The sequence below is a fragment of the Paenibacillus thermoaerophilus genome (assembly GCF_005938195.1).
GTDB lineage: Bacteria > Bacillota > Bacilli > Paenibacillales > Reconciliibacillaceae > Paenibacillus_W > Paenibacillus_W thermoaerophilus.
Genome location: NZ_VCQZ01000015.1, coordinates 1 through 21737 on the forward strand (window position 1 = coordinate 1; position 21737 = coordinate 21737).

Below are 21737 nucleotides of genomic sequence, written 5' to 3' on the forward strand. Positions count from 1 at the left end.
GCGCAGCCCGGCATCGCCGCTGGCGCAGCGGCGGTCGGCCAGGCCGCGCCGGCAACGCCCGGCTCGCCGGCTGCGACGCCGCTTCCGACGCCGGCCGCACCGGCCCAGGCCCCGGCGGCCGCAGGCCCGGCGATGGCCGCCCACGCTTCCGACGCGCCGGAAGCCGCCTCGGCCCGCCTCCCGGGGCAGCCGCCTGCCGCTCAGCCGGGGGCTGCCGGTTCCCCTGCCGGCTTCCCGGTGGAGGAACCGGCATCGGCCCGGCAGGCGCCCGTGCCTGCGCCGTCCGCTTCGGCGCAGAACGCCCCGGCGCCGACCGCGCAGCCGCCCGCCGCGCAGCCGCCTGCGCCGCAGGGGTGGCTGCCGGAGCTGCTGCGCCGTCTCGGCTTCGACTGGGAGCGGCAGGTGGCCCGCCTGGGCGCAAGCGAATGGCTGAGAGGCGCGTCCGCCCCGAACGATCCGCTGGCGCAGGCGGCCGAGTCGCTTAAGCAGTTGCTGCTGCAGGCCGAGAACAGCGAGGAATGGCCGGGCGCGCTGCGCGAGACGGCCCGGCAACTGCTGCAGCACGTGACCGGCCAGCAGTTGCTGTTCGCGGGGGACAAGCAGCCGGGCATCGCCTATCAGACGATGTTCGTGCCGGTGCAGTTGCCGGACGGGACGAAGCAGACGGCGACCCTTCACGTCGAGTCGCGGAAGGGGCGCGGAGGCAAGCTGGACCCGGCGAATTGCCGGCTGCTGTTCGACCTGAGGCTCGCCGCTCTCGGCGATACGGTAGTGGACGTGCATGTCGCGGAGCGGTTTGTCAGTTTGCACATCCATAACGATTGGCCGCAGCTCGCCGAACTGGTGGAGGCGTCCCGCGACAAGCTGGCGGAATCGCTGGCGGCGCTGGGTTATTCTTGCTCCCAGCTCAAGGTCAGCGCCTTCCCTTCCGCGGCGCCCGCAGGAGGAGTTTCCGCCGACAGCGCCGCGGACGCGGACTCCCGGCACCGGACGCGGCTTGCGGAATACCTCAAATCCACGGCTTACCGGGGGGTGGATTTGCGCGTATGAGCCGATCCGATAAGGCAGACGAGCATGCGCCGGAGCGGATCAAGCCTCCGGCCAAAGCGGTCGCGCTGTCCTACAAGCCGGACGAACGCGACGCGCCGGTCGTTGTGGCGAAGGGGAAAGGGCACGTCGCCGAAGCGATTCTGAACAAAGCCCGGGAGCACGGCGTTCCGATTCAGGAGGACCCGTCGCTGGTCGAGGTGCTGTCCAAGCTGGAGATCGATCAGGCGATCCCTCCCGAATTGTACCAGTTGGTCGCGGAAGTGCTCAGCTTCGTATACAGGACGGACAAACAAGCCGGGGAACGGAGGCGGGAGCCTTGACGGCGGGAAGAAAAGAGCTGGGCCGCGTCGGCGAAGAGCTGGCGGCCCGTTTTTTGCAAGAGTCCGGATACGTCATACTGGAGCGGAATTGGCGATGCCGCAGCGGGGAGATCGACCTGATCTGCCGGAAGGGCGACCGGATCGTGTTCGTCGAGGTGCGGACCCGTTCGGGCACGGGCTACGGCACGCCGGAGGAATCGGTAGACGCGAGAAAACAGAGGCAGGTTCGCGAGACCGCTCTCGTTTATTTGCAGCGGAAGGGCTGGCTGGAGAAGCCGGTGTCGTTCGACGTCGTCGCCGTCCGCCGCTACGGGAACGAATCGGAAGCGTTGTGCCGACATATTCCGCAAGCTTTCTAGCGGCGGTCTCCGCCCCTCTCGGCCCCTTCAGCCGGGGCGCGCCAGCCGGTCGAGCCGCCGGTATTGAAGCGCCTCGGCGATATGCTCGGATTCGATGCGGTCGCTGCCTTGCATGTCGGCGATCGTCCGGGCAAGCTTGAGCAGCCTGTCGTGGGACCGGGCGGTCAGTCCCATCCACTCGAACGTCGACCGCAGCAGCTTGCTCGCGTCCGCTCCCAGCACGCAGGCTTCCCGCAGCGACCGTCCCGACAATTCGCTGTTGAACGAGATGCCCGTGCCGGCGAACCGCTTCGCCTGCCGCTCCCAAGCCTTCCGCGCCGTTTCGCGCATCTCCCGCGACGACATGGACGGGGCTTGCTCGTGCAGCTCCCCGAATTCGGGACGGGGCACTTCCGTCTGCACGTCGATCCGGTCGAGCAGCGGTCCGGACAGGCGTGCGCGGTACCGTTCGATCCGCGCCGGGGAGCAGGCGCAGACGTTCGGCCCGCCCTCGAAACCCGCATATCCGCAGGGGCACGGGTTCATCGCCGCCACCAGCAGGAAGTGGGCCGGATACGTATAGGACGCCCTCGCGCGGCCGATCGTCAGGCAGCGGTCCTCCATAGGCTGGCGCAGCACTTCCAGCGCCGCCCGGGAAAATTCGGGCAGCTCGTCGAGAAACAGGACGCCGCGATGGGCCAGGCTCGCTTCCCCGGGCCTGGGAACGGGACCTCCTCCGGCCAAGCCTGCGGAAGATACCGTATGATGGGGGGAGCGGAACGGCCGGCGCCGAATGAGCCCGCTTCGCGGCGACAGCAGACCGGCGACGCTGTATATTTTCGTCACCTCCATGGACTCGCGCTCCGACAGCGGGGGCATAATCGTCGGCAGTCGGCGCAGCAGCATCGTTTTGCCGGAGCCGGGCGGCCCGGCCAGCAATACGTTGTGCATGCCGGCGACGGCGACGGTCAGCGCGCGCTTGACGTGATGCTGCCCGCGCACATCGGCGTAATCTTCTCCGCCGCCGGTTTCTTCGGCGGCCGGGAGAGGCTTCGCGGCCGACGGCGACGGTTTGTCGGGAGAAGCGAGATCGCGCAGGCACGATATCGGGATGACTTCCAGCCCGCCGGCCCACGACGCCTCCTCGGCATGCTCGGCGGGCACGGCGATGCGGCCGAAGCCGGCTTCGGCCGCCGCCAGCGCCATGGACAACACGCCCGGCACCGGGCGGACGGAGCCGTCCAGCGACAGCTCGCCGATCAGCAGCGTGCCTTCCAGCCAAGACGAGCCGGGCAATTGTCCGCTGGCGCGAAGCACGCCGGCGGCGATCGCCAGGTCGAACGCCGAGCCTTCCTTGCGCAGATCGGCCGGGGCGAGATTGATCGTAACCCGTTCCGGCGGGAACGTGAACCCGCTGTTTTTGATCGCGGCCCGCACCCGCTCCACCGATTCCCTCACGGCAGAATCCGGCAGGCCGACCAGAATCGTCATCGGCAGGCCGTTCGAAATATCCGTCTCCACCTCGACAATTCTTCCTTCGATCCCCTGGATGCAGGCGCTGTACACTTTTCCGAACATAAAAAACACCCTCCTCGTGGCGCCTCCGCGCCGATATCGAAGTCGGGTGCTTCCTCATCCTTCGTCTCTGCTTCACCATATTCGACATGTTTCGCCCCATTCCTGCCGCGCCTGTGGAAAAAATGGCATAATTTCTTCGGCCGCTAGGCAGACTAGGGGCGAGGTGAGAGCCATGAACGACAAACCGTACTTTTGTCCGAACTGCAGATCGAATCGCGTCAAATTTCGCCGCTTGTTCAGCTTCGCCCAGCCGTTTCAGAAAAATGCCGTTACCGGGGAGTTGCTGGTAACCGGGGACGCGGAGCCTCTGCCGGAGGCGGAGCCGACGATCGAATGCGGCGTCTGCGGCTTCGCGGGCGGCGAATTGCGATTCGTCAAGCAGGCCGAGCGGGAGCCCCGGTTCGAGACGCAGGTCGTGTCGGCATATATACGGGAGAACGATTGACCGGGAGTCCCGGCCCGCGGCGGGCCGGGGCTTTCGCGCGGTTGGAGGCGATCGGCGGAGGCGCGAACGGTTGCGCCGGCGCGACGTGCGGGCGATGCCGGCCGGGGCTAGTCGTCGGTCGAACAGCGGCACAGCATGGCCGGGCAACGGCTCACCGCCAATCGGCCCGCCCGCAATGGGCGTACGGGCGGCCTATGCGCTCCCGACCGAACATTCGGGAAGTATTTCCCCTTATGTTCCGGCAGGCCGGCGCGGCGGCCCTCCGCCGCGAGAAACGGCGTTTCGCCTCCTTCGCAAGGCGTTTTTTCTTCGTCGGACGGCTGCGGGCCGGATACGGATCTTTACCGCCACGCGTCCGATATACCGAAAAATCAATATCCCATATAAAAAAAACCTATATGCGAACTGTTCAGGAAACTGTCGAAAATCGGATAAGCAAATGTTACAATAGAAGTCGTTGTGGCTATCGTTAAGGAGGATGTGGAGACATGAATATCCATGAGTACCAAGGCAAAGAGGTCCTTCGCCAGTACGGCGTAGCCGTTCCGAAGGGCAAGGTTGCGTTTACGGTGGATGAAGCGGTCGAAGCGGCGAAGGAACTCGGATCGTCCGTCGTCGTCGTGAAAGCCCAGATCCACGCAGGCGGCCGCGGCAAGGCCGGCGGCGTCAAAGTGGCGAAAAACCTCGACGAAGTCCGCAAATACGCCAGCGAACTTCTCGGCAAGGTGCTCGTTACGCACCAGACCGGACCCGAAGGCAAAGAAGTCAAACGCCTGCTGATCGAGGAAGGCTGCGACATCAAGAAGGAATACTATATCGGCCTGGTACTGGACCGCGCGGCCGGCCGCGTCGTCATGATGGCTTCGGAAGAAGGCGGCACGGAGATCGAAGAAGTCGCCGCGCGCACGCCGGAGAAAATCTTCAAGGAAACGATCGACCCGGCAGTCGGCCTGCTGCCGTTCCAGGCGCGCAAGCTGGCATACGCGATCAACATCCCGGCTCCGCTCGTTAACAAAGCGGTCAATTTCATGATGGGACTCTACAAGGCTTACATCGACAAAGACTGCTCGATTGCCGAGATCAACCCGCTTGTCGTTACGGGAGACGGCGAAGTTATGGCGCTCGACGCCAAGCTCAACTTCGATTCCAACGCCCTGTATCGCCACAAGGATATCCTCGAGCTGCGCGATCTGGATGAAGAAGACGAGAAGGAAATCGAAGCGTCCAAATACGACCTGAGCTACATCGCGCTGGACGGCAACATCGGCTGTATGGTCAACGGCGCCGGCCTGGCGATGGCGACGATGGACATTATCAAATACTACGGCGGCGAGCCTGCCAACTTCCTCGACGTAGGCGGCGGCGCGACGACGGAGAAAGTTACGGAAGCGTTTAAAATTATCCTCTCCGATGCGAACGTCAAAGGGATTTTCGTTAATATTTTCGGCGGCATCATGCGCTGCGACGTGATCGCGAACGGCGTAGTCGAAGCCGCGAAGCAGCTTGGCCTGGACAAGCCGCTTGTCGTGCGTCTGGAAGGCACGAACGTCGACCTCGGCAAAAAAATCCTGAACGAATCCGGATTGAACATCGTCGCGGCCGACTCGATGGCAGACGGCGCGCAAAAAATCGTATCGCTCGTGAAGTAATTGGAGAGGAGACGAAAGACTTATGAGTATTTTGGTGAACAAACATACAAAAGTCATTACGCAGAACATGACCGGCAAAACCGGGATGTTCCACACCAAGGGCGGTCTCGATTACGGCACGCAAATGGTGGCCGGCGCCGTTCCGGGCAAAGGCGGCACTAAAGTAGACTTCGAATTGGAAAACGGCTCGACCGTTTCGGTCCCGGTTTTCAACACGGTTGCCGAAGCGAAGGAAGCGACCGGCGCCAACGCGTCCGTCATTTACGTTCCTCCGGCTTTTGCGGCGGACTCCATCATGGAAGCGGTTGACGCCGATCTGGACCTGGTCATCTGCATTACCGAGGGCATTCCGGTACTGGACATGGTGAAGGTCAAACGGTATATGGAAGGCAAGCGCACCCGCCTCATCGGGCCGAACTGTCCGGGCGTCATCACGCCGGGAGAATGCAAAATCGGCATTATGCCGGGCTACATCCATATGCCGGGCCATGTCGGCGTCGTTTCCCGTTCCGGCACGCTGACGTACGAAGCGGTTCACCAATTGACGACCCGCGGCATCGGCCAATCGACCGCGGTCGGCATCGGCGGGGACCCGGTCAAAGGCTCCGAGTTCATCGATATCCTGAAGCTGTTTAACGAGGACCCGGATACGTACGCCGTCATCATGATCGGCGAAATCGGCGGCACGGCCGAAGAAGAAGCGGCGGAGTGGATCGCTGCCAACATGAAAAAGCCGGTCGTCGGCTTCATCGGCGGCCAAACGGCGCCTCCAGGAAAACGTATGGGCCATGCCGGCGCAATCATCTCCGGCGGGAAAGGCACCGCGGCCGAAAAAGTGGCGACCATGGAACGCTGCGGCATCCGCGTCGCGCCGACGCCGTCCGAAATGGGCTCCACGCTGGTGAAAGTGCTCGAAGAAAAAGGCTTGCTCGAAAAATGCATCACCAAAAAGTAATCGGGCCGGCAACCGCCTGATTACGGCATACGCGATCCGCGCGCAGGCGGTCTCCCGCATCCGGGAAGAAGCCGCTTGATGACGGACCGAGAAGCGGCGAAGAACGTCCCTTCCATCTTCTGATGGAGCGGGGCGTTTTTTGTTTTTCGGACTTTTAAACGACCGATTCAAGGGAGGGATGTTCGTGGAGTTCGAGCAGGCGCACGAACAATGGATTCAATCGCATTTGGCGCGCCGATCGGGCGAGCGCAAAAGCCGTCTTGAGCGAGGGCACGGCTACGCCGAGAAGCTGTTTGTCCGCAGAATCTGGTGGAAATTGACGGGGAGCTTCGATGGGCTGCATCCGGAATACGAGGTGACCGACTGGCGCGGACGGCCGTATTATGCGGATTTTGCCTGGATGCCCGGATTCGCGGCGATCCTGTTCGAGATCAAGGGGTTCGGGCCGCACGTCCGGGATATGGACCGCAAGCGATATTGCGACGAATGCAATCGGGAGACGTTTCTGCAGGCGTTGGGCTTCCGGGTCGTATCGATCGCTTGCGACGATGTCGAGGAACGGCCGGATTTGGTGATGAATCTGCTGCGGATGCTGATGAGCCGATATATGCCGGCCCGTTCGCCTGCGACTCCGCTCGCGCTGGCCGAGAAGGAGATCGTGCTGCTCGCGAGCAAGCTGGGGCGCCCGCTCCGGCCGATCGACGTATCCGACCACCTCTCAATCAACTACCGGACGACGCGGCGATGTCTGCAAGCGTTGTGCAATAAAGGCTGGCTTCGCCCGGTCGTCTCAGCGGACGGAAACGCCAGCAGGGTGAGCCGGTATGTGCTTGCGGGCAATCCGATCGAGACGTGGGCGTGGTGAGGCTCCCGAGGCTGGGCCGTTTGCGTTTGAATCCGCTGAAGTGCAGTTGTACACTCCAATCCGCCGATTATAAGCATATAGGGGGGATTAAATGCAAAAATACACTCCGTCACTCGAAAATACGCCGAAAACAGGCAACGTCCCCGATTAGAGTGTACTTTTGCACTCCAACCGCTTGGATCGACGGAAGCGGCACGATTGGAGTGTACTTTTGCACTTCGACTGCTTGAAATGACGCAAGTGGCAGGATTAAAGTGTATATTTGCAATCGAGCTCGCCCCAAGCGTAAAACTCACAAACCATCGCAACAGCCGTGGCCGCACCAACAGTAGGAGCAGCAACCCGCACCAACCCAACACCACCCGAACCAAACGCACCCTAAATCCACCCAATCGAAAGCGAGGAATTCCGATGAGTAACCGCTCGTATCCGCCGGCGGCCGGCCCGTCCGAAGCCGATCGGCGCATGCTGATCGCCATGCACGAAACGCCGGGAATCGGCCGCAAATCCATCCGCGCGCTTATGGAGGCGATGCCGCAAGGTTTCGCGGCGGGAGGGCTGCACCGGGCTTCGGCCGCCGAGCTGCAGCGCTACGGCTTGTCGCCGGCCAAGGCGGCCGCCATCGCCGGCAGCATCGCCGCCCTCGGCGGCCGCCCGCCCGGCGGCCGGGCCCCGCGCGCTCCCGCCGAGGGCGGCTATGCCGTCGTCACGATCTGGGACGACGCGTATCCGCCGCTGCTGCGGGAGACCGCCGATCCGCCCCTGGTGCTGTACGTCCGGGGCGAGCCGGACGCGCTCAGGCTGCCCGCCGTCGCGATCGTCGGCACGCGCGTGCCGACCGCCTACGGCAGGCGCGCCGCCGGCGATCTGGCGGAGCAGGTCGCCCGCACCGGCATCGCCGTCGCCAGCGGTCTCGCCCGAGGCGTGGACGCCGCCGCCCACGAAGGAGCCATGCGGGCGCCCGGAGGAATTACGGTGGCCGTCATGGCGACCTCCATCGACACGGTCTACCCGCCCGACCACCGCTTGCTGGCGCGGCGGATCGTCGATTCGGGCGGGGCGCTCGTCAGCGAATATCCCCCGGGCACGCCGCCGCATCCGGGCCTGTTCCCGGAGCGCAACCGGATCATCGCCGGGCTCTCGCTCGGCACGCTGGTCGTGGAGGCGGCGGAGCGGAGCGGCGCGATGATTACGGCGCAGCATGCGCAATCGGAATCGCGGGCGCTGTTCGCCGTGCCGGGGCCGATCTCGTCTCCGAAGAGCGAGGGCCCGCACAAGCTGATCCGGGACGGCGTCGCCAAGCTCGTCGCGAGCGGGGCGGACATCATCGAGGAGCTGCGGCCCGGCCCGCTCGCGTGGGCGATGGGCGAGCTTCCTTCCCCGTCCGCTGGCGGTTCCGACGCCCGGCCGGAATTGTCGGCAGACGAACGGCGCGTGCTGGATCTGATCGAATGGGAACCGGTCGCGTTCGACCGCATTTTGGAGCGCAGCGGTTTTGGTTTTGGACATTTGCACGCAGTTCTGCTATCCTTAACCATGAAAAACGTGATAACGGCCTTACCAGGACCTTCTTATACCCGAGTAGGCTAATGTCGCGACATATTCGAAGCATGAGGGGAGGATGGACGAATCGATGGCAGACTCTCTTGTCATTGTGGAATCCCCGGCCAAAGCCAAAACAATCGGAAAATATTTAGGCAGCAAATATATCGTCAAAGCTTCCATGGGCCATATTCGGGATCTGCCGAAAAGCCAGATCGGGGTCGAGGTGAGCAAAGGGTTCCAGCCCAAATACATCACGATCCGCGGCAAAGGCAACGTCCTGAAGGAACTGAAAGAAGCGAAGAAAAAAGTCAAGCGCGTCTATCTGGCGGCCGACCCCGACCGCGAAGGGGAAGCGATCGCCTGGCATCTTGCGCATTACCTCGAATTGCCGGAGAACGACGCCTGCCGAGTCGTCTTCAACGAAATCACCAAACAAGCGGTCAAGGACGCGTTCAAGCATCCGCGCCGCATCAACATGGACCTCGTTAACGCGCAACAAGCCCGCCGCATATTGGACCGTCTCGTCGGTTACAAAATCAGTCCGCTTTTATGGAAAAAGGTGAAGAAAGGCCTATCCGCCGGCCGCGTGCAGTCCGTTGCGGTGAAGCTGATCATCGACCGGGAAAAAGAAATCCAATCGTTCGTGCCGGAAGAATACTGGACGATCACCGTCGAGCTGAGCAAGGACGGCACCCCGTTCGAAGCGAAATTCTACAGCATGAACGGCGACAAAAAAGAGCTCGCCAGCGAATCGGAAGTTCAAGCGGTGCTCGCCGCGATCAAGGACCAATCGTACATCGTCCGGGAAGTCAAGGAGCGGGAGCGCACCCGCAATCCGGCGCCGCCCTTTATCACGAGCTCCCTACAGCAGGAGGCCGCGCGCAAGCTTAACTTCCGCGCCGCCAAAACGATGCAGATCGCCCAGCAGCTTTACGAGGGCATCGACCTCGGCAAGGAAGGGACCGTCGGTCTCATCACCTACATGCGCACGGACTCCACGCGCATATCGCCGGTCGCCCAAGAGGAAGCCAAGGCGTTCATCATCGGGAAATACGGAGAAAGCTATTATCCCGAAACCCCGCGCGTCTACCTGAAGAAAAACGCGAACGCCCAGGACGCCCACGAGGCGATCCGCCCGACGTCCGTGCTGAAGGAGCCGGAGCAGGTCAAGGAATATTTGACGCGGGATCAATACCGGCTCTATAAGCTGATCTGGGAGCGCTTCGTCGCCAGCCAGATGGCGTCCGCGATTCTGGATACGATGACCGTGGACATCGCCGCCGGCGACGCCGTCTTCCGGGCCGCGGGATCGAAAATCAAGTTCCCCGGCTTTATGAAGGTATACGTCGAAGGCAGCGACGACGGACAAAGCGGCGCGGACGACGAAAAAATGCTGCCCGCGCTGGCCGAAGGCGAGGAACTGGCCGCCGGCAAGATCGAGCCGAAGCAGCATTTCACGCAGCCGCCGCCGCGTTATTCCGAAGCGCGTCTGGTGCGCGCCATGGAGGAACTCGGCATCGGCCGCCCGAGCACGTACGCGCCGACGCTGGAAACGGTGCAGAAGCGCGGCTATGTCGCCCTGGAGGACAAAAAATTCGTGCCGACGGAGCTCGGCGAGCTCGTAATCGAGCTGATGGAGGAATTTTTCCCGGAGATCCTCAACGTGGAGTTCACGGCCCAGATGGAAGAAGGGCTGGACCATGTCGAGGAAGGCATCGAGGACTGGGTGCGTGTGCTCGACGAGTTTTACAAGACGTTCGAGAAGCGGCTGGCGGTCGCCGAAGAAGAGATGAAGGAAGTCGAGCTGCAGGACGAGATCACGGATATCCCATGCGAGAAGTGCGGCCGGCCGATGGCCGTCAAGATGGGTCGGTTCGGCAAGTTTCTGGCCTGCACCGGGTTCCCGGACTGCCGCAACGCCAAGCCGATCGTCAAAGATACGGGCGTGACGTGCCCGTCCTGCGGAGAAGGCAAAATCGTCGAACGCCGCAGCAAAAAAGGACGCATCTTCTACGGCTGCGACCGTTATCCCGAATGCGATTACGTATCCTGGGATAAGCCGCTCGGCCGCGATTGCCCGCAATGCGGCACGATGCTGGTCGAGAAATCGAACCGGCAGGGCAAGCACGCCTTGTGTCCGAGCTGCGGCTTCAAGGAAGAAATTCAGGACGAAGAAGAGGGGTTCGAAGGCATTGAAGACTGACACAACCGCCCCTGTAACGGTGATCGGAGCAGGTCTTGCGGGCAGCGAAGCCGCATGGCAGATCGCCCGCCAAGGGGTACCCGTCGTCTTGTACGAGATGCGGCCGGTGCGCAAGACGCCCGCGCATATCAGCGATAAATTCGCGGAGCTGGTCTGCAGCAATTCGCTGCGGTCCAATTCGCTGACGAACGCCGTCGGCGTGCTGAAGGAAGAGATGCGGCGCCTGGATTCGCTCATCATGGCCAGCGCCGACGCGCACGCCGTCCCCGCGGGCGGCGCGCTGGCGGTCGACCGCGACGGCTTCTCCGGCGCGGTCACCTCGGCGCTGGAGCGGCATCCGCTCGTCGAGATCCGCCGCGAGGAGCTGTCGGAACTGCCGGCGGAAGGCATCGTCGTCGTCGCGACGGGCCCGCTCACATCGCCGGCGCTGTCGGAGCGCCTGAAGGAGCTCACCGGGCAGGATTACCTGTATTTCTACGATGCGGCGGCGCCGATCGTGGAGAAGGACTCCATCGACATGAGCAAGGTGTATCTGGCGTCCCGTTACGGCAAAGGGGACGCCGCTTACTTGAACTGCCCGATGACGGAAGAGGAATTCAACGTCTTTTACGAGGCGATCATTACGGCCGAGACGGCTCCGCTCAAGGAATTCGAGAAGGAGATTTATTTCGAGGGCTGCATGCCGATCGAGGTCATGATGAAGCGGGGCAAGCAGACGGCGCTGTTCGGCCCGATGAAGCCGGTCGGTCTCGTCAATCCCCATACCGGCGAGCTGCCGTACGCCGTCGTGCAGCTTCGGCAGGACAACGCGGCCGGCACGCTGTACAACCTCGTCGGCTTCCAGACCCATCTCAAATGGGGCGAGCAGAAGCGCGTCTTTTCGCTGATTCCCGGCCTGGAGAACGCGGAATTCGTGCGTTACGGGGTCATGCACCGCAACACGTTTATCAACTCGCCGGCGCTGCTGAAGCCGACCTATCAGTTCCGCAAGCTCGACCGGCTGTTTTTCGCCGGGCAGATGACGGGCGTCGAAGGTTACGTCGAATCGGCCGCATCGGGGCTGATCGCCGGGATCAACGCGGGCAGGATCGCCCGCGGGCTCGATCCGGTCGTCCTGCCGCCGGAGACGGCGATGGGAAGCATGGCGCGCTACATCACGACGGCCGATCCGGCGAATTTCCAGCCGATGAACGCGAACTTCGGGCTGATGCCGCCGCTGGACGAGAAGATCAAAAACAAAAAGCTGCGGTATGAAAAGCTCGCCGAACGCGCCATTTCGACTATTCAGAATTTTTTACAAAATATCGACGTCTTCGCTTGTAAATGAATCCGGTCCTATGATACCATGGATGATGGCGCAAGCAAGGGACCCGATCAACCCCGTTCGGCTTGAGGCCGAAACGGAGATGCCGGGAGTCCCCTGCCGGCGCTTCTTCTTTTGAGGCGCCCGGAAGCCGGCTTCGCCGGGAGGCGGAACCCCGGCCGGAACGGCATGCAGCGCCCCCAGCCATATCGCGGACGATCTTCTTCGAACGGGCTCCGGCAGGAGCTTTTCTTATGCGAATAGGAGCAAAAGCAATGCCAAGCGGTCAGGGGAGGTGCGCGCGGATGGACGTGAACCAATCGTTCCACGCGACGACGATTTTTGCCGTCCGCCACAACGGCAAGGCGGCGATGGCCGGAGACGGCCAAGTGACGTTCGGCAATCAGATGATCATGAAAAACACCGCCAAGAAGGTGCGCAGGCTGTACCGGGGGCAGGTGGTTGCGGGGTTTGCGGGTTCCGTGGCCGACGCGATCACGCTGTTCGAGAAATTCGAGGCGAAGCTGGAAGCCTACCACGGCAGTCTTCAGCGCGCGGCCGTGGAGCTGGCGAAGGATTGGCGGCAGGATCGGATTTTGCGCAAGCTGGAGGCGATGATGATCGTGATGGATGCGGATCATCTCCTGCTGGTCAGCGGCAGCGGCGAAATTATCGAGCCGGACGACGGCATACTCGCCATCGGTTCGGGAGGCAGCTTCGCGTTGGCGGCGGGACGGGCGCTGATCCGGCATGCCCCCGGCCTCGAAGCGCGGGAGATCGCCAAGGCGGCGCTGGAGATTGCCGCGGATATTTGCGTCTTTACGAACCGGCAGATTATTGTCGAAGAAATCGGCGGAGGGAGATGAACGCGATGAGACAGGAAGCGTGGACGCCTCGGCAACTGGTAGCCGAGCTTGACAAATATATCGTCGGGCAAAAAAAAGCGAAGCGGGCCGTATCGGTCGCCCTGCGCAACCGGTATCGCCGCAGCCGTCTGCCCGAGTCGGTCCGGGACGAGATTGTGCCGAAAAACATATTGATGATCGGGCCGACCGGGGTGGGCAAGACGGAGATCGCACGCAGGCTGGCGAAGCTGGTGCAAGCGCCGTTTATCAAGATCGAAGCCACCAAGTTCACCGAGGTGGGTTATGTCGGCCGGGACGTGGAATCGATGATTCGCGACCTGGTGGAAACCTCGATCCGGATGGTGAAGGCGGAGAAGACGGAGGCGCTGCGGGAGCAGGCGGAGAAGCTCGCGGAGGAGCGTCTGGCTGCTCTGCTCGTGCCGTCGCCCAAAAGCAACAAGCCCGGCAAAAATCCGTTCGAGATGCTGTTCGGCGGCATGACGGGCAACGCCGGCTCCGCCGCTCCCGCCGAAGAGCCGGTTGACGCCGACATTGCCGCAAAGCGGCGGGAGGTGCTCGAGCAGCTTCGCGTGGGCAAGCTGGAGAACGCCGTCGTCGAGGTCCGGGTGGAGGACGCGGCCCCGAATTTGTTCGATTTGCTTGGCGGGCAGCAAGGGGATCAGATGGGCATCAACATGCAGGAGATGCTCGGCCAACTGATGCCCAAGAGGACGAAGCTGCGCAAGCTGCCGGTCAAGGACGCCCGCAAGCTGCTGATCCAGGAAGAAGCGCAGAAGCTGATGGATATGGACGAAGTGATCCAGGAAGCGGTGCGCCGCGCCGAACAGTCGGGCATTATTTTTATCGACGAGATCGACAAGATCGCTTCCTCCTCGGGCAGGAGCGGAGGTCCCGACGTATCCCGGGAGGGCGTGCAGCGGGATATTCTTCCGATCGTCGAAGGCTCGACCGTCATGACGAAGTACGGACCGGTTCAGACCGATTACATTTTGTTTATCGCCGCCGGGGCGTTCCATATGGCGAAGCCGTCCGACCTCATCCCCGAGCTGCAGGGACGCTTCCCTATCCGGGTAGAGCTCGACAGCTTGAGCGAAGAGGATTTCATGCTGATTCTCACGGAGCCGGAGAACGCTCTGACGAAGCAGTACGCCTCGCTCCTGAGAACGGAGGGCATCGAGCTGGAATTTCCGCGGGAGGCGATCGCCGAGATCGCGCGAATCGCCGCCCATGTCAACCGGGAAACCGACAACATCGGCGCGCGGCGGCTGCATACGATTCTCGAAAAGCTGCTTGAGGACTTGTCGTTCGAAGCCCCCGATCTGCAGCTCGAGCGTTTCACCATCACGCCGGAATACGTTCGCGAGAAGCTTGGGGACATTGCGCAAAATCGGGATTTGAGTCAATACATCTTGTAGAAACGGAGGGGCTGTTTCATCATGACGCTGTTAAGCAAAACGCGGCGGCTGAACCGGATGCTCCAAAAAGCGGCCGGCAACGCCGTTAGCTTCATGGAAATGGCGGAGGTGCTCAAGGACACCATCAGCGCCAGCGTCTACGTCGTCAGCCGGAAAGGGAAAATTCTCGGATATGCGATGACGGACGAAGGCCAAGGGGAATCGTTCCGCCGCATGGTCAGCGAGGAGCGCCGGTTTCCGCCGGAGTTTAATCTCGTGCTGATGAAGGTCGAGGAGACGACGACGCATCCGGGCGAGGAAAATCTGTATCAGGTTTACGCCGAAAAGGCGCATGCTTTTGTCGAACAAGCGTACGTCACCGTGATTCCGATCGTCGGCGGCACCGAACGCCACGGGACGCTGATGCTCACGCGCGGACAGCCGTTTGTGGACGACGATCTGATCCTGGCGGAGTACGGCTCGACGATCGTCGGCATGGAAATTTTGCGGCAGCATGCGGAGGAAGTGGAGCAGGAAGCGAGGAGCAAGGCGGCGGTCGCGGTGGCCGTCAACTCGCTTTCCTACAGCGAGATGGAAGCGGTGGAGCATATTTTTGAGGAATTGGATGGTCTCGAAGGTCTGCTCGTCGCCAGCAAAATCGCCGACCGGGTCGGCATTACCCGTTCCGTGATCGTCAACGCGCTCCGCAAGCTCGAAAGCGCCGGGGTGATCGAGACTCGTTCGCTCGGCATGAAGGGGACGTACATCAAGATCCTGAACGAGCAATTAATTCAAGAAATCTCCAAACCTAAACCTCCCGTATGACCTTGACAAAAGTTGTCTATCCGCCATTAGTCCCAACAACCGAATGGAATGTTATGGTGATGTAAAGCCCTGTCGATAAAGATAGGGCTTTTTGCCTCTTGCTGATTTGTAAAAGTCTTCCGCATACTATTAATAGTGCAAAAAACCTTCATATATCGACGGAAGTCCAAGTTTTTTTTATATCAATCTGTCGAAAAAAGGAGGATTTGCTGGTTTGTTGTTGAAATAGTATCCAACAAGTCTGAAAAATTTGGCACGAAAACAGTCGAATGCCAATAGAAGGCTGGTGAAACCGCATATGATTCTGTCGAATTCTGGATTTCGTATCTTGGAAAGGGCGCTGGATGCGTCCGTCCTGCGTCAGCAAGTGATTGCGAACAACATCGCGAACGAAGGGACGCCGCGGTTCAAACGATCCGAGGTAACGTTCGAGAGCTTGCTCAAGAAGGAATTAAGCGGAGTGAAAGGACTTGTCGGATACCGTACCGATCCCCGGCATTTCGAAATCGGTGAACCGGCGGTCGCCAAGCCGACGATCCAAACGGATCGGCATTCGGTGATGAACAACAACCTCAACAATGTGGACATCGACGCGGAGATGAGCCTGATGGCGATGAACCAGCTGCGTTACAACGTCATGATCCAACAAGCCAACCATGACATCCGGATGACCCGGACGGCGATAGGAGGCAGATAAGCATGAGGCTCACCAACGGATTCGACATTAGCGCGTCCGCCCTGACGGCGCAGCGGCTGCGGATGGACGTCGTCTCCTCGAACATCGCCAACGCCGAAACGACCCGCGCCAGATTCGTGAACGGCCAGTGGCAGCCGTACCAGCGCAAGATCGTAACGATCGAGCCGAAGAAGCAAAAACCTTTCTCTACATACTTAGACGCGTCGTTGGGTGAAAATGTTTCGGTCGGACAAGGGGTTAAAGTAACCAGAATCACGACGGACAAGCAGCCGTTCAAGCTCGTCTACCAACCGACGCACCCGGATGCGGACGAAAACGGCTTCGTACGCATGCCCAACGTCGATCTGACGAAGGAAATGGTCGACCTGATCTCGGCCACCCGTTCCTACGAAGCGAACGTAACGGCGCTTAACGCCGCCAAAGGAATGATCACGAAAGCGCTGGAAATCGGCCGGTAACGACCGAAGCGAAGATAAGCAGCGCCACATTAAACGGACTTCGCAAGCGCCCGCCGGTTTGTGGGGGTCGGACTAAAAAAACGGAACGAGGGATGAATCGTGATCGAAAAGACTGGACTGTCATTCATTCAAGCGCCGGTCACGGCGCCTTCGCCGAAGCCGTCGGCGGAGATTGGCGCGGACGGCGTCGCGAAATCGTTCGGGAACTTTCTGAGCGACGCGATTCAAAAGCTGGAAGGACAGCAAATGGAAGTCGAGACGCTGACGAAGCAGTTTGCGGTGGGAGATTTGCCGGATGTGCACCGGCTCACCATCGCGGCCGAAAAGGCGGCCCTCGGGCTCGAATTCACCGTCAAAGTGCGGGATAAAGCAATAGAAGCTTACCAAGAAATCATGCGAATGCAAATCTAATGCACAGAGCAGCGGATGAGGAGTCGAGTGGCGGGGTGACATCGTGAACGAGAAGTTGGGCCGTTGGCGGGAGCGCTTGCTCCTGACATGGCAAAAATACAGCAAAAAGCAACAGTACGCGATCATCGGGGTTGCCGTCTTTTCGCTGGCGGCGCTGGTTCTGGTCGTCGCGACTTTGTCGAGGACGGAGTATTCGACGGCCTTTCAGAACCTTCGCCCGGAGGTCGCGTCAAGCATCAAGGCTTACCTGGAAGGAAAGGGCATTCCGTACAAGCTGAGCGCGGACGGACAGTCGATCGGCGTCCCGACCAACATGGTGTCCGAGGTGAAAGTGGACGTCGCTTCGCAAAACCTGCTGCAAGGCGGTTCGCTGGGGTACGGAGCGTTCCGCGAGTCGAACACCTTCGGCATGACGGACAACGAATTCAACGTCAAGCTGATCGATGCGATTCAAGGCGAGATCCAGCAGATGATCAGCAAAATATCCGGCGTGCGCGACGCGAAAGTGCTGGTGACGCTGCCGAAGGAATCGGCCTTTATCCAACAGGATCAACAGGAGACGAAGGCGGCGGTCATGCTGACGCTGGAGCCCGGATACAGCCTGGACCAGCGGACGGTCGACACGATGTACGAATTGGTGGAGAAGTCGCTGCCCAATCTCAAGCAGGACAACATCACGATCTCCGACCAATACGGGAATACATACTCGCATTCCAAGGCGGGCGGCGCCGCGGGAGCGGCCGGGATAGCCGGAACCGTGGCGGAACAGCTTGCGATCAAGAAAAATTACGAAGCCGAAATTCAGAAAAAAGTGCAGAGCTTGCTCGGTCCGATCGTCGGCGGCGTCAACAAGGTCGTGCCGCTTGCGTTCGTCAACATGAACTTCGACAAAGTGGCGGAATCGCGCTCGCTCGTTACGCCGGTGAACGAAGAGGACAATACGGGCATCGACATCAGCATCCAGGAAATCAGCAAGTCCTACAGGAGCGACAGCGGCGGGGAAGGCGGCACGGCGGGAACCGGCGACACGGACATTCCGGGATACCCGGGCACGTCCGGCAGCGGCAACACCGAGTCCGAGGAACTCAGCCGCACGGTGAACCGGGAAGTGAACCGGATCAAGCAAGAGGTGGTCAAAAGCCCTTATGTCGTGCGGGATCTGACGATCAGCGTCGGAGTCGAGCCCCCGCAACGCGACAACCCCGAATCTCTTACGCCCGAGCTGCGGGAAGCCTTCCAGCAAATTCTTGTCGGCATCGTCGGAACGGCGCTTGCGGACAGCGGACAGACGTTTACGCCCGAGCAGTTGGCGGCCAAGGTTACGGTTATCCCGAGCCCGCTGACGGACGTGACGGAGGACGGGGGATTCGCCTCCTCCAATTGGATGTACGCGCTGTACGGGGCCGGAGCGGTCGGATTGCTCGCGGCAGCCGGCGGAACCGTGTGGGCGCTGCGCCGCCGCAAACAAATGCAGGACCTGGCCGCTGCGGAAACGGCCGCCTCGCTCGAGACGCCGAAGGTACAGTATCCGACGATCGATCTCGATCAGGTCACGACCGAGAATCAAATCCGCAAACAGTTGGAAAGTCTGGCGAAGAGAAAGCCGGAAGAGTTTGTCGATCTGCTCAGGACTTGGCTTGTAGAGGAATAGGGGTGGGGCCGCAATGGCCAAAATTGCACAACAGCAAACCTTGTCGGGACGGCAGAAGGCGGCTATCTTGCTGATCAGCCTTGGGCCGGAGGTATCCGCGCACGTGTTCAAGCATTTGCGCGAGGAAGAGATTGAACAGCTCACGCTGGAAATCGCCAACGTCAGGAAGGTCGATGCCGCGGAGAAAGAAGCGGTTCTCGCCGAGTTCCACCAGATTTGCCTGGCTCAGGAATACATAACACAAGGCGGGATTCAGTACGCCAAGGATATTTTGGAGAAAGCGCTCGGATCGCAGAAGGCCGTCGACATTATTACGCGGCTGACGGCGACCTTGCAGGTGAGGCCGTTCGACTTCGCCCGCAAGGCCGATCCGCAGCAAATCCTGAACTTCCTGCAGAACGAGAACTCGCAGACGATCGCGCTCGTGCTCTCCTATCTGCAGCCGGACCAGGCGGCGACGATCCTGTCGTCGCTGCCGCAGGAGAAACAGGCCGAGGTGGCCAAGCGGATCGCTCTGATGGACAGCACTTCGCCGGAAGTCATCAGCCAGGTGGAGCGGGTGCTGGAGCAGAAGCTGTCCTCCACCGTCACGCAGGACTACACGACGGCGGGCGGCATCGAAGCGATCGTGCAAATTCTCAACGGGGTCGACCGCAGCACCGAGCGGACGATCCTCGATTCGCTGGAGATCCAGGACCCGGAACTGGCGGAGGAGATCAAAAAGCGGATGTTCGTGTTCGAGGATATCGTCAACCTCGACAACCGTTCGATCCAGCGGATCATCCGGGACGTCGAGAACGCGGACCTGCAGCTCGCTCTCAAAGTCGCAAGCGAGGAAGTGCGGGAGGCCGTGTTCCGCAACATGTCCAAGCGGATGGCCGACAACTTCCGGGAGGAAATGGAATACATGGGACCCGTGCGGCTGCGTGACGTGGAAGAAGCGCAGACCCGCATCGTAGCAACGATCCGTCGCTTGGAGGAGACCGGTGAGGTCATCATCGCACGCGGCGGAGGTGACGACATCATTGTCTAAGATCATTAAAACCGGCTGGTACGTTGCTGTCGACGAAAGCCGCAAAATCGCTCCGCCGCCGGCGCCGGTCGTCCGGCTTGCCGAGGAGGAAGACCCGAAGATCGACCGAACGGCGGAGCTGCTGGCCGAAGCGAAGCGCGAAGCGGAGGAAGTGAAGCGCCAACTGATCGCGGACGCCGAGGCTGCGGCGGAGGAGCACCTTCGCCAGGCCGCGGCGGAGATTGCCGCGGCCCGCGAGCAGGCGAACGCGGAGATGGAAGCCTGGTGGAAGGAAAGGCGGGAGCAGGACGAGCGGATCTCGGAGGAGATCAGGCAAGAGGGCTACCGGCAAGGCTACGAGGAAGGATACGCCAAGGCGGAGCGGGACGTGTTGGAACGGTACAACGCCATGCTGGAAGAAGCGGCGGCGATTATCTCGCAAGCGGCCGAGCAGAAGCAGAAGCTTATACTCGAAGCCGAACCGTTCCTCGTCGAGCTGAGCACCGCCATCGCCGAGAAAATTATCGCGAAGCAGCTCACGATCGAGCCGGACTGGATCATCGATCTGGTCCGGACGCAGCTCGCCCGGCGCAAGGAGAACGGCATGATCTCGCTGTACGTCTCGCCGAAGCAGTACGCGTTCGTGGAAGCGGCCCGGGACGAGCTGCTCATGGCGATCGATTCGCAGGCGGAGCTGGCGATCGTTCCCGATCCTTCGGTACAGGATAACGGGTGCGTGATCCGGTCGGCGTTCGGAAGCATCGACGCCCGGATCGCGACGCAGCTCGAGGAGATCAAGCAGGCGCTGGTCCGGCTGGCGGCCAGGAAGGATGACGAGCCATGAGCGGACTCGCGGTCCCCGAAGCTTCCAAATACATCGAGTACCTGAAAAACATCGATCCCGTCCGGGTCAACGGCAAAGTCACGCAGGTGATCGGACTGACGATCGAATCGGAGGGGCCGGACACCCGCATCGGTGACGTGTGCCATATTTACCCGTTGAAAAACGGCGAGCCGCTTAAAGCCGAAGTGGTCGGCTTCCGAAGCAACAAGGTCATCCTGATGCCGCTCGGCGAACTGGAGGCGATCGGGCCGGGTTGCGACGTCGTCAGCACGGGACGGCCGCTTACCGTGCCGGTCGGCCACGAGCTGCTCGGCAAAGTGCTGGACGGGCTGGGCCAGCCGCTTGACGGCTCGTTCCTGCCGTCGCGGATTCCGCAGTATCCGACGAACAACGCGCCGCAGAACCCGCTGCGCCGGACGCGCGTGAGCGAACCGTTAAGCGTAGGCGTCCGCTGCATCGACGGGCTGCTTACGGTCGGCAAAGGCCAGCGCGTCGGCATATTCGCCGGCTCCGGAGTCGGCAAAAGCACGCTGCTGGGCATGATCGCGCGCAATACGGCGGCCGACGTGAACGTGATCGCTTTGATCGGCGAGCGCGGGCGCGAGGTGCTGGATTTTATCGAACGGGATCTGGGACCGGAAGGACTCGCCCGTTCGGTTGTGATCGCCGCGACGTCCGACCAGCCGGCGCTGATCCGGATCAAAGGCGCGCTGATCGCCACGACGATCGCCGAATATTTCCGGGACCGGGGCCTGAACGTCATGCTGATGATGGATTCGGTCACGCGGTACGCGATGGCGATGCGGGAAGTCGGTCTCGCCATCGGCGAGCCGCCGGCGACCAGGGGGTATACGCCCTCCGTCTTCGCTTCCTTGCCGAAGCTGCTCGAACGGGCGGGCACCGGTCCGAAAGGCTCCATCACCGCGTTTTACACCGTGCTGGTGGACGGCGACGACATGAACGAGCCGATCGCCGACGCCGTGCGGGGCATATTGGACGGACATATCGTGCTCGACCGCAGTCTCGCGAACCGCGGGCATTTTCCGGCGATCAACGTGCTGGCCAGCGTCAGCCGCGTCATGCGCGAGATCGTGCCGGAGGAGCAAAATGCGGCGGCCGACGAGCTCAAGCGGATGCTCGCCGTTTACCGGGACGCCGAAGACCTCATTCATATCGGCGCCTATCAGCACGGAAGCAATCCGCAGATCGATCGGGCCATTCAGTATATGGACGAGATTAACGCGTTCACCCGGCAACGGACCGACGAGAAGGTCGATTACGCCCAGTCGGTGGAACGATTGATCCAGACCTTTACCGGGGGATGAGTG

At 61.4% G+C, this 21737-nt stretch carries 20 protein-coding genes and 1 pseudogene; 20 read left to right on the plus strand and 1 reads right to left on the minus strand.

Going from position 1 to position 21737, the window contains the following annotated elements:
• The 3 genes and pseudogenes from FE781_RS18015 to FE781_RS11335 form a co-directional block, all read left to right on the plus strand.
• Positions 1-1050 (plus strand): annotated as a pseudogene (locus tag FE781_RS18015) (hypothetical protein); the annotation flags it as partial.
• Positions 1047-1370 carry an EscU/YscU/HrcU family type III secretion system export apparatus switch protein gene (locus tag FE781_RS11330; RefSeq protein WP_138789742.1) on the plus strand — a complete coding sequence of 108 codons (324 nt, stop codon included), beginning with the start codon at positions 1047-1049 and terminating at the stop codon, positions 1368-1370. The pseudogene FE781_RS18015 and the gene FE781_RS11330, both read left to right, overlap by 4 nt.
• Positions 1367-1729: a YraN family protein gene (locus FE781_RS11335; protein ID WP_138789743.1), complete on the plus strand. Its 363-nt coding sequence runs from the start codon at positions 1367-1369 to the stop codon at positions 1727-1729. Before FE781_RS11330 ends, FE781_RS11335 begins: the two co-directional genes overlap by 4 nt.
• Positions 1730-1756: 27 nt before the next feature.
• Here the strand turns inward: FE781_RS11335 and FE781_RS11340 are convergent, their stop codons facing one another.
• Positions 1757-3286, minus strand: a complete 1530-nt coding sequence (locus FE781_RS11340) for a YifB family Mg chelatase-like AAA ATPase (protein WP_138789744.1) — start codon at positions 3284-3286, stop codon at positions 1757-1759.
• 172 nt (positions 3287-3458) lie between these two features.
• Between FE781_RS11340 and FE781_RS11345 the strand changes: the two genes are divergently transcribed.
• The 17 genes from FE781_RS11345 (at position 3459) to fliI (ending at position 21734) form a co-directional block, all read left to right on the plus strand.
• Complete coding sequence (locus FE781_RS11345) at positions 3459-3731, plus strand: hypothetical protein (protein ID WP_138789745.1); 273 nt, start codon at positions 3459-3461, stop codon at positions 3729-3731.
• 488 nt (positions 3732-4219) lie between these two features.
• Positions 4220-5380: an ADP-forming succinate--CoA ligase subunit beta gene (gene sucC, locus FE781_RS11350; protein WP_138789746.1), complete on the plus strand. Its 1161-nt coding sequence runs from the start codon at positions 4220-4222 to the stop codon at positions 5378-5380.
• A 22-nt stretch (positions 5381-5402) separates the two neighbouring features.
• Entirely contained in the window at positions 5403-6335 is a 933-nt protein-coding gene (sucD, locus tag FE781_RS11355; protein WP_138789747.1) for a succinate--CoA ligase subunit alpha, read from the plus strand.
• Positions 6336-6513: 178 nt separating this feature from the next.
• Entirely contained in the window at positions 6514-7200 is a 687-nt protein-coding gene (locus tag FE781_RS11360; protein ID WP_379252649.1) for a hypothetical protein, read from the plus strand.
• Positions 7201-7611: 411 nt separating this feature from the next.
• A complete protein-coding gene (gene dprA, locus FE781_RS11365; RefSeq protein ID WP_170209523.1) occupies positions 7612-8790 on the plus strand; it encodes a DNA-processing protein DprA in 1179 nt (392 codons plus the stop codon).
• A gap of 43 nt (positions 8791-8833) precedes the next feature.
• The gene (topA, locus tag FE781_RS11370; protein ID WP_138789750.1) at positions 8834-10948 is read left to right on the plus strand and encodes a type I DNA topoisomerase; all 2115 of its coding nucleotides are present in this window, start codon (positions 8834-8836) and stop codon (positions 10946-10948) included.
• The gene (trmFO, locus tag FE781_RS11375; protein WP_138789751.1) at positions 10938-12275 is read left to right on the plus strand and encodes an FADH(2)-oxidizing methylenetetrahydrofolate--tRNA-(uracil(54)-C(5))-methyltransferase TrmFO; all 1338 of its coding nucleotides are present in this window, start codon (positions 10938-10940) and stop codon (positions 12273-12275) included. Before topA ends, trmFO begins: the two co-directional genes overlap by 11 nt.
• A 287-nt stretch (positions 12276-12562) precedes the next feature.
• Complete coding sequence (gene hslV, locus FE781_RS11380) at positions 12563-13117, plus strand: ATP-dependent protease subunit HslV (protein ID WP_281281895.1); 555 nt, start codon at positions 12563-12565, stop codon at positions 13115-13117.
• A gap of 5 nt (positions 13118-13122) precedes the next feature.
• Positions 13123-14532: an ATP-dependent protease ATPase subunit HslU gene (gene hslU / locus FE781_RS11385; protein ID WP_138789845.1), complete on the plus strand. Its 1410-nt coding sequence runs from the start codon at positions 13123-13125 to the stop codon at positions 14530-14532.
• A 21-nt stretch (positions 14533-14553) separates the two neighbouring features.
• A complete protein-coding gene (gene codY / locus FE781_RS11390; protein WP_138789753.1) occupies positions 14554-15336 on the plus strand; it encodes a GTP-sensing pleiotropic transcriptional regulator CodY in 783 nt (260 codons plus the stop codon).
• Between the two features lie 298 nt (positions 15337-15634).
• Complete coding sequence (gene flgB, locus FE781_RS11395) at positions 15635-16033, plus strand: flagellar basal body rod protein FlgB (RefSeq protein ID WP_138789754.1); 399 nt, start codon at positions 15635-15637, stop codon at positions 16031-16033.
• Between the two features lie 2 nt (positions 16034-16035).
• Positions 16036-16491, plus strand: a complete 456-nt coding sequence (gene flgC / locus FE781_RS11400; protein ID WP_138789755.1) for a flagellar basal body rod protein FlgC — start codon at positions 16036-16038, stop codon at positions 16489-16491.
• A 99-nt stretch (positions 16492-16590) separates the two neighbouring features.
• Complete coding sequence (gene fliE / locus FE781_RS11405) at positions 16591-16902, plus strand: flagellar hook-basal body complex protein FliE (RefSeq protein ID WP_246068150.1); 312 nt, start codon at positions 16591-16593, stop codon at positions 16900-16902.
• 43 nt (positions 16903-16945) lie between these two features.
• Complete coding sequence (fliF, locus tag FE781_RS11410) at positions 16946-18553, plus strand: flagellar basal-body MS-ring/collar protein FliF (RefSeq protein WP_170209524.1); 1608 nt, start codon at positions 16946-16948, stop codon at positions 18551-18553.
• A 13-nt stretch (positions 18554-18566) separates the two neighbouring features.
• Entirely contained in the window at positions 18567-19586 is a 1020-nt protein-coding gene (gene fliG / locus FE781_RS11415) for a flagellar motor switch protein FliG (protein WP_138789757.1), read from the plus strand.
• On the plus strand, positions 19579-20409 hold the full coding sequence (fliH, locus tag FE781_RS11420; RefSeq protein ID WP_138789758.1) for a flagellar assembly protein FliH: 831 nt from the start codon (positions 19579-19581) through the stop codon (positions 20407-20409). Before fliG ends, fliH begins: the two co-directional genes overlap by 8 nt.
• Complete coding sequence (fliI, locus tag FE781_RS11425) at positions 20406-21734, plus strand: flagellar protein export ATPase FliI (RefSeq protein WP_138789759.1); 1329 nt, start codon at positions 20406-20408, stop codon at positions 21732-21734. The genes fliH and fliI overlap by 4 nt, the downstream gene beginning before the upstream one ends.
• The last annotated feature ends 3 nt before the right edge of the window (positions 21735-21737 follow it).

What these genes read in the sequence shown, in the direction of transcription:
- sucD (WP_138789747.1), top strand. Translation starts at nt 5,403, where the DNA reads ATGAGTATTTTGGTGAACAAACATACAAAAGTCATTACGCAGAACATG.
- FE781_RS11345 (WP_138789745.1), top strand. Translation starts at nt 3,459, where the DNA reads ATGAACGACAAACCGTACTTTTGTCCGAACTGCAGATCGAATCGCGTC.
- fliI (WP_138789759.1), top strand. Translation starts at nt 20,406, where the DNA reads ATGAGCGGACTCGCGGTCCCCGAAGCTTCCAAATACATCGAGTACCTG.
- FE781_RS11360 (WP_379252649.1), top strand. Translation starts at nt 6,514, where the DNA reads ATGTTCGTGGAGTTCGAGCAGGCGCACGAACAATGGATTCAATCGCAT.
- hslU (WP_138789845.1), top strand. Translation starts at nt 13,123, where the DNA reads ATGAGACAGGAAGCGTGGACGCCTCGGCAACTGGTAGCCGAGCTTGAC.
- topA (WP_138789750.1), top strand. Translation starts at nt 8,834, where the DNA reads ATGGCAGACTCTCTTGTCATTGTGGAATCCCCGGCCAAAGCCAAAACA.
- codY (WP_138789753.1), top strand. Translation starts at nt 14,554, where the DNA reads ATGACGCTGTTAAGCAAAACGCGGCGGCTGAACCGGATGCTCCAAAAA.
- fliG (WP_138789757.1), top strand. Translation starts at nt 18,567, where the DNA reads ATGGCCAAAATTGCACAACAGCAAACCTTGTCGGGACGGCAGAAGGCG.
- FE781_RS11340 (WP_138789744.1), bottom strand. Translation starts at nt 3,286, where the DNA reads ATGTTCGGAAAAGTGTACAGCGCCTGCATCCAGGGGATCGAAGGAAGA.
- sucC (WP_138789746.1), top strand. Translation starts at nt 4,220, where the DNA reads ATGAATATCCATGAGTACCAAGGCAAAGAGGTCCTTCGCCAGTACGGC.
- FE781_RS11330 (WP_138789742.1), top strand. Translation starts at nt 1,047, where the DNA reads ATGAGCCGATCCGATAAGGCAGACGAGCATGCGCCGGAGCGGATCAAG.
- flgC (WP_138789755.1), top strand. Translation starts at nt 16,036, where the DNA reads ATGAGGCTCACCAACGGATTCGACATTAGCGCGTCCGCCCTGACGGCG.
- flgB (WP_138789754.1), top strand. Translation starts at nt 15,635, where the DNA reads ATGATTCTGTCGAATTCTGGATTTCGTATCTTGGAAAGGGCGCTGGAT.
- dprA (WP_170209523.1), top strand. Translation starts at nt 7,612, where the DNA reads ATGAGTAACCGCTCGTATCCGCCGGCGGCCGGCCCGTCCGAAGCCGAT.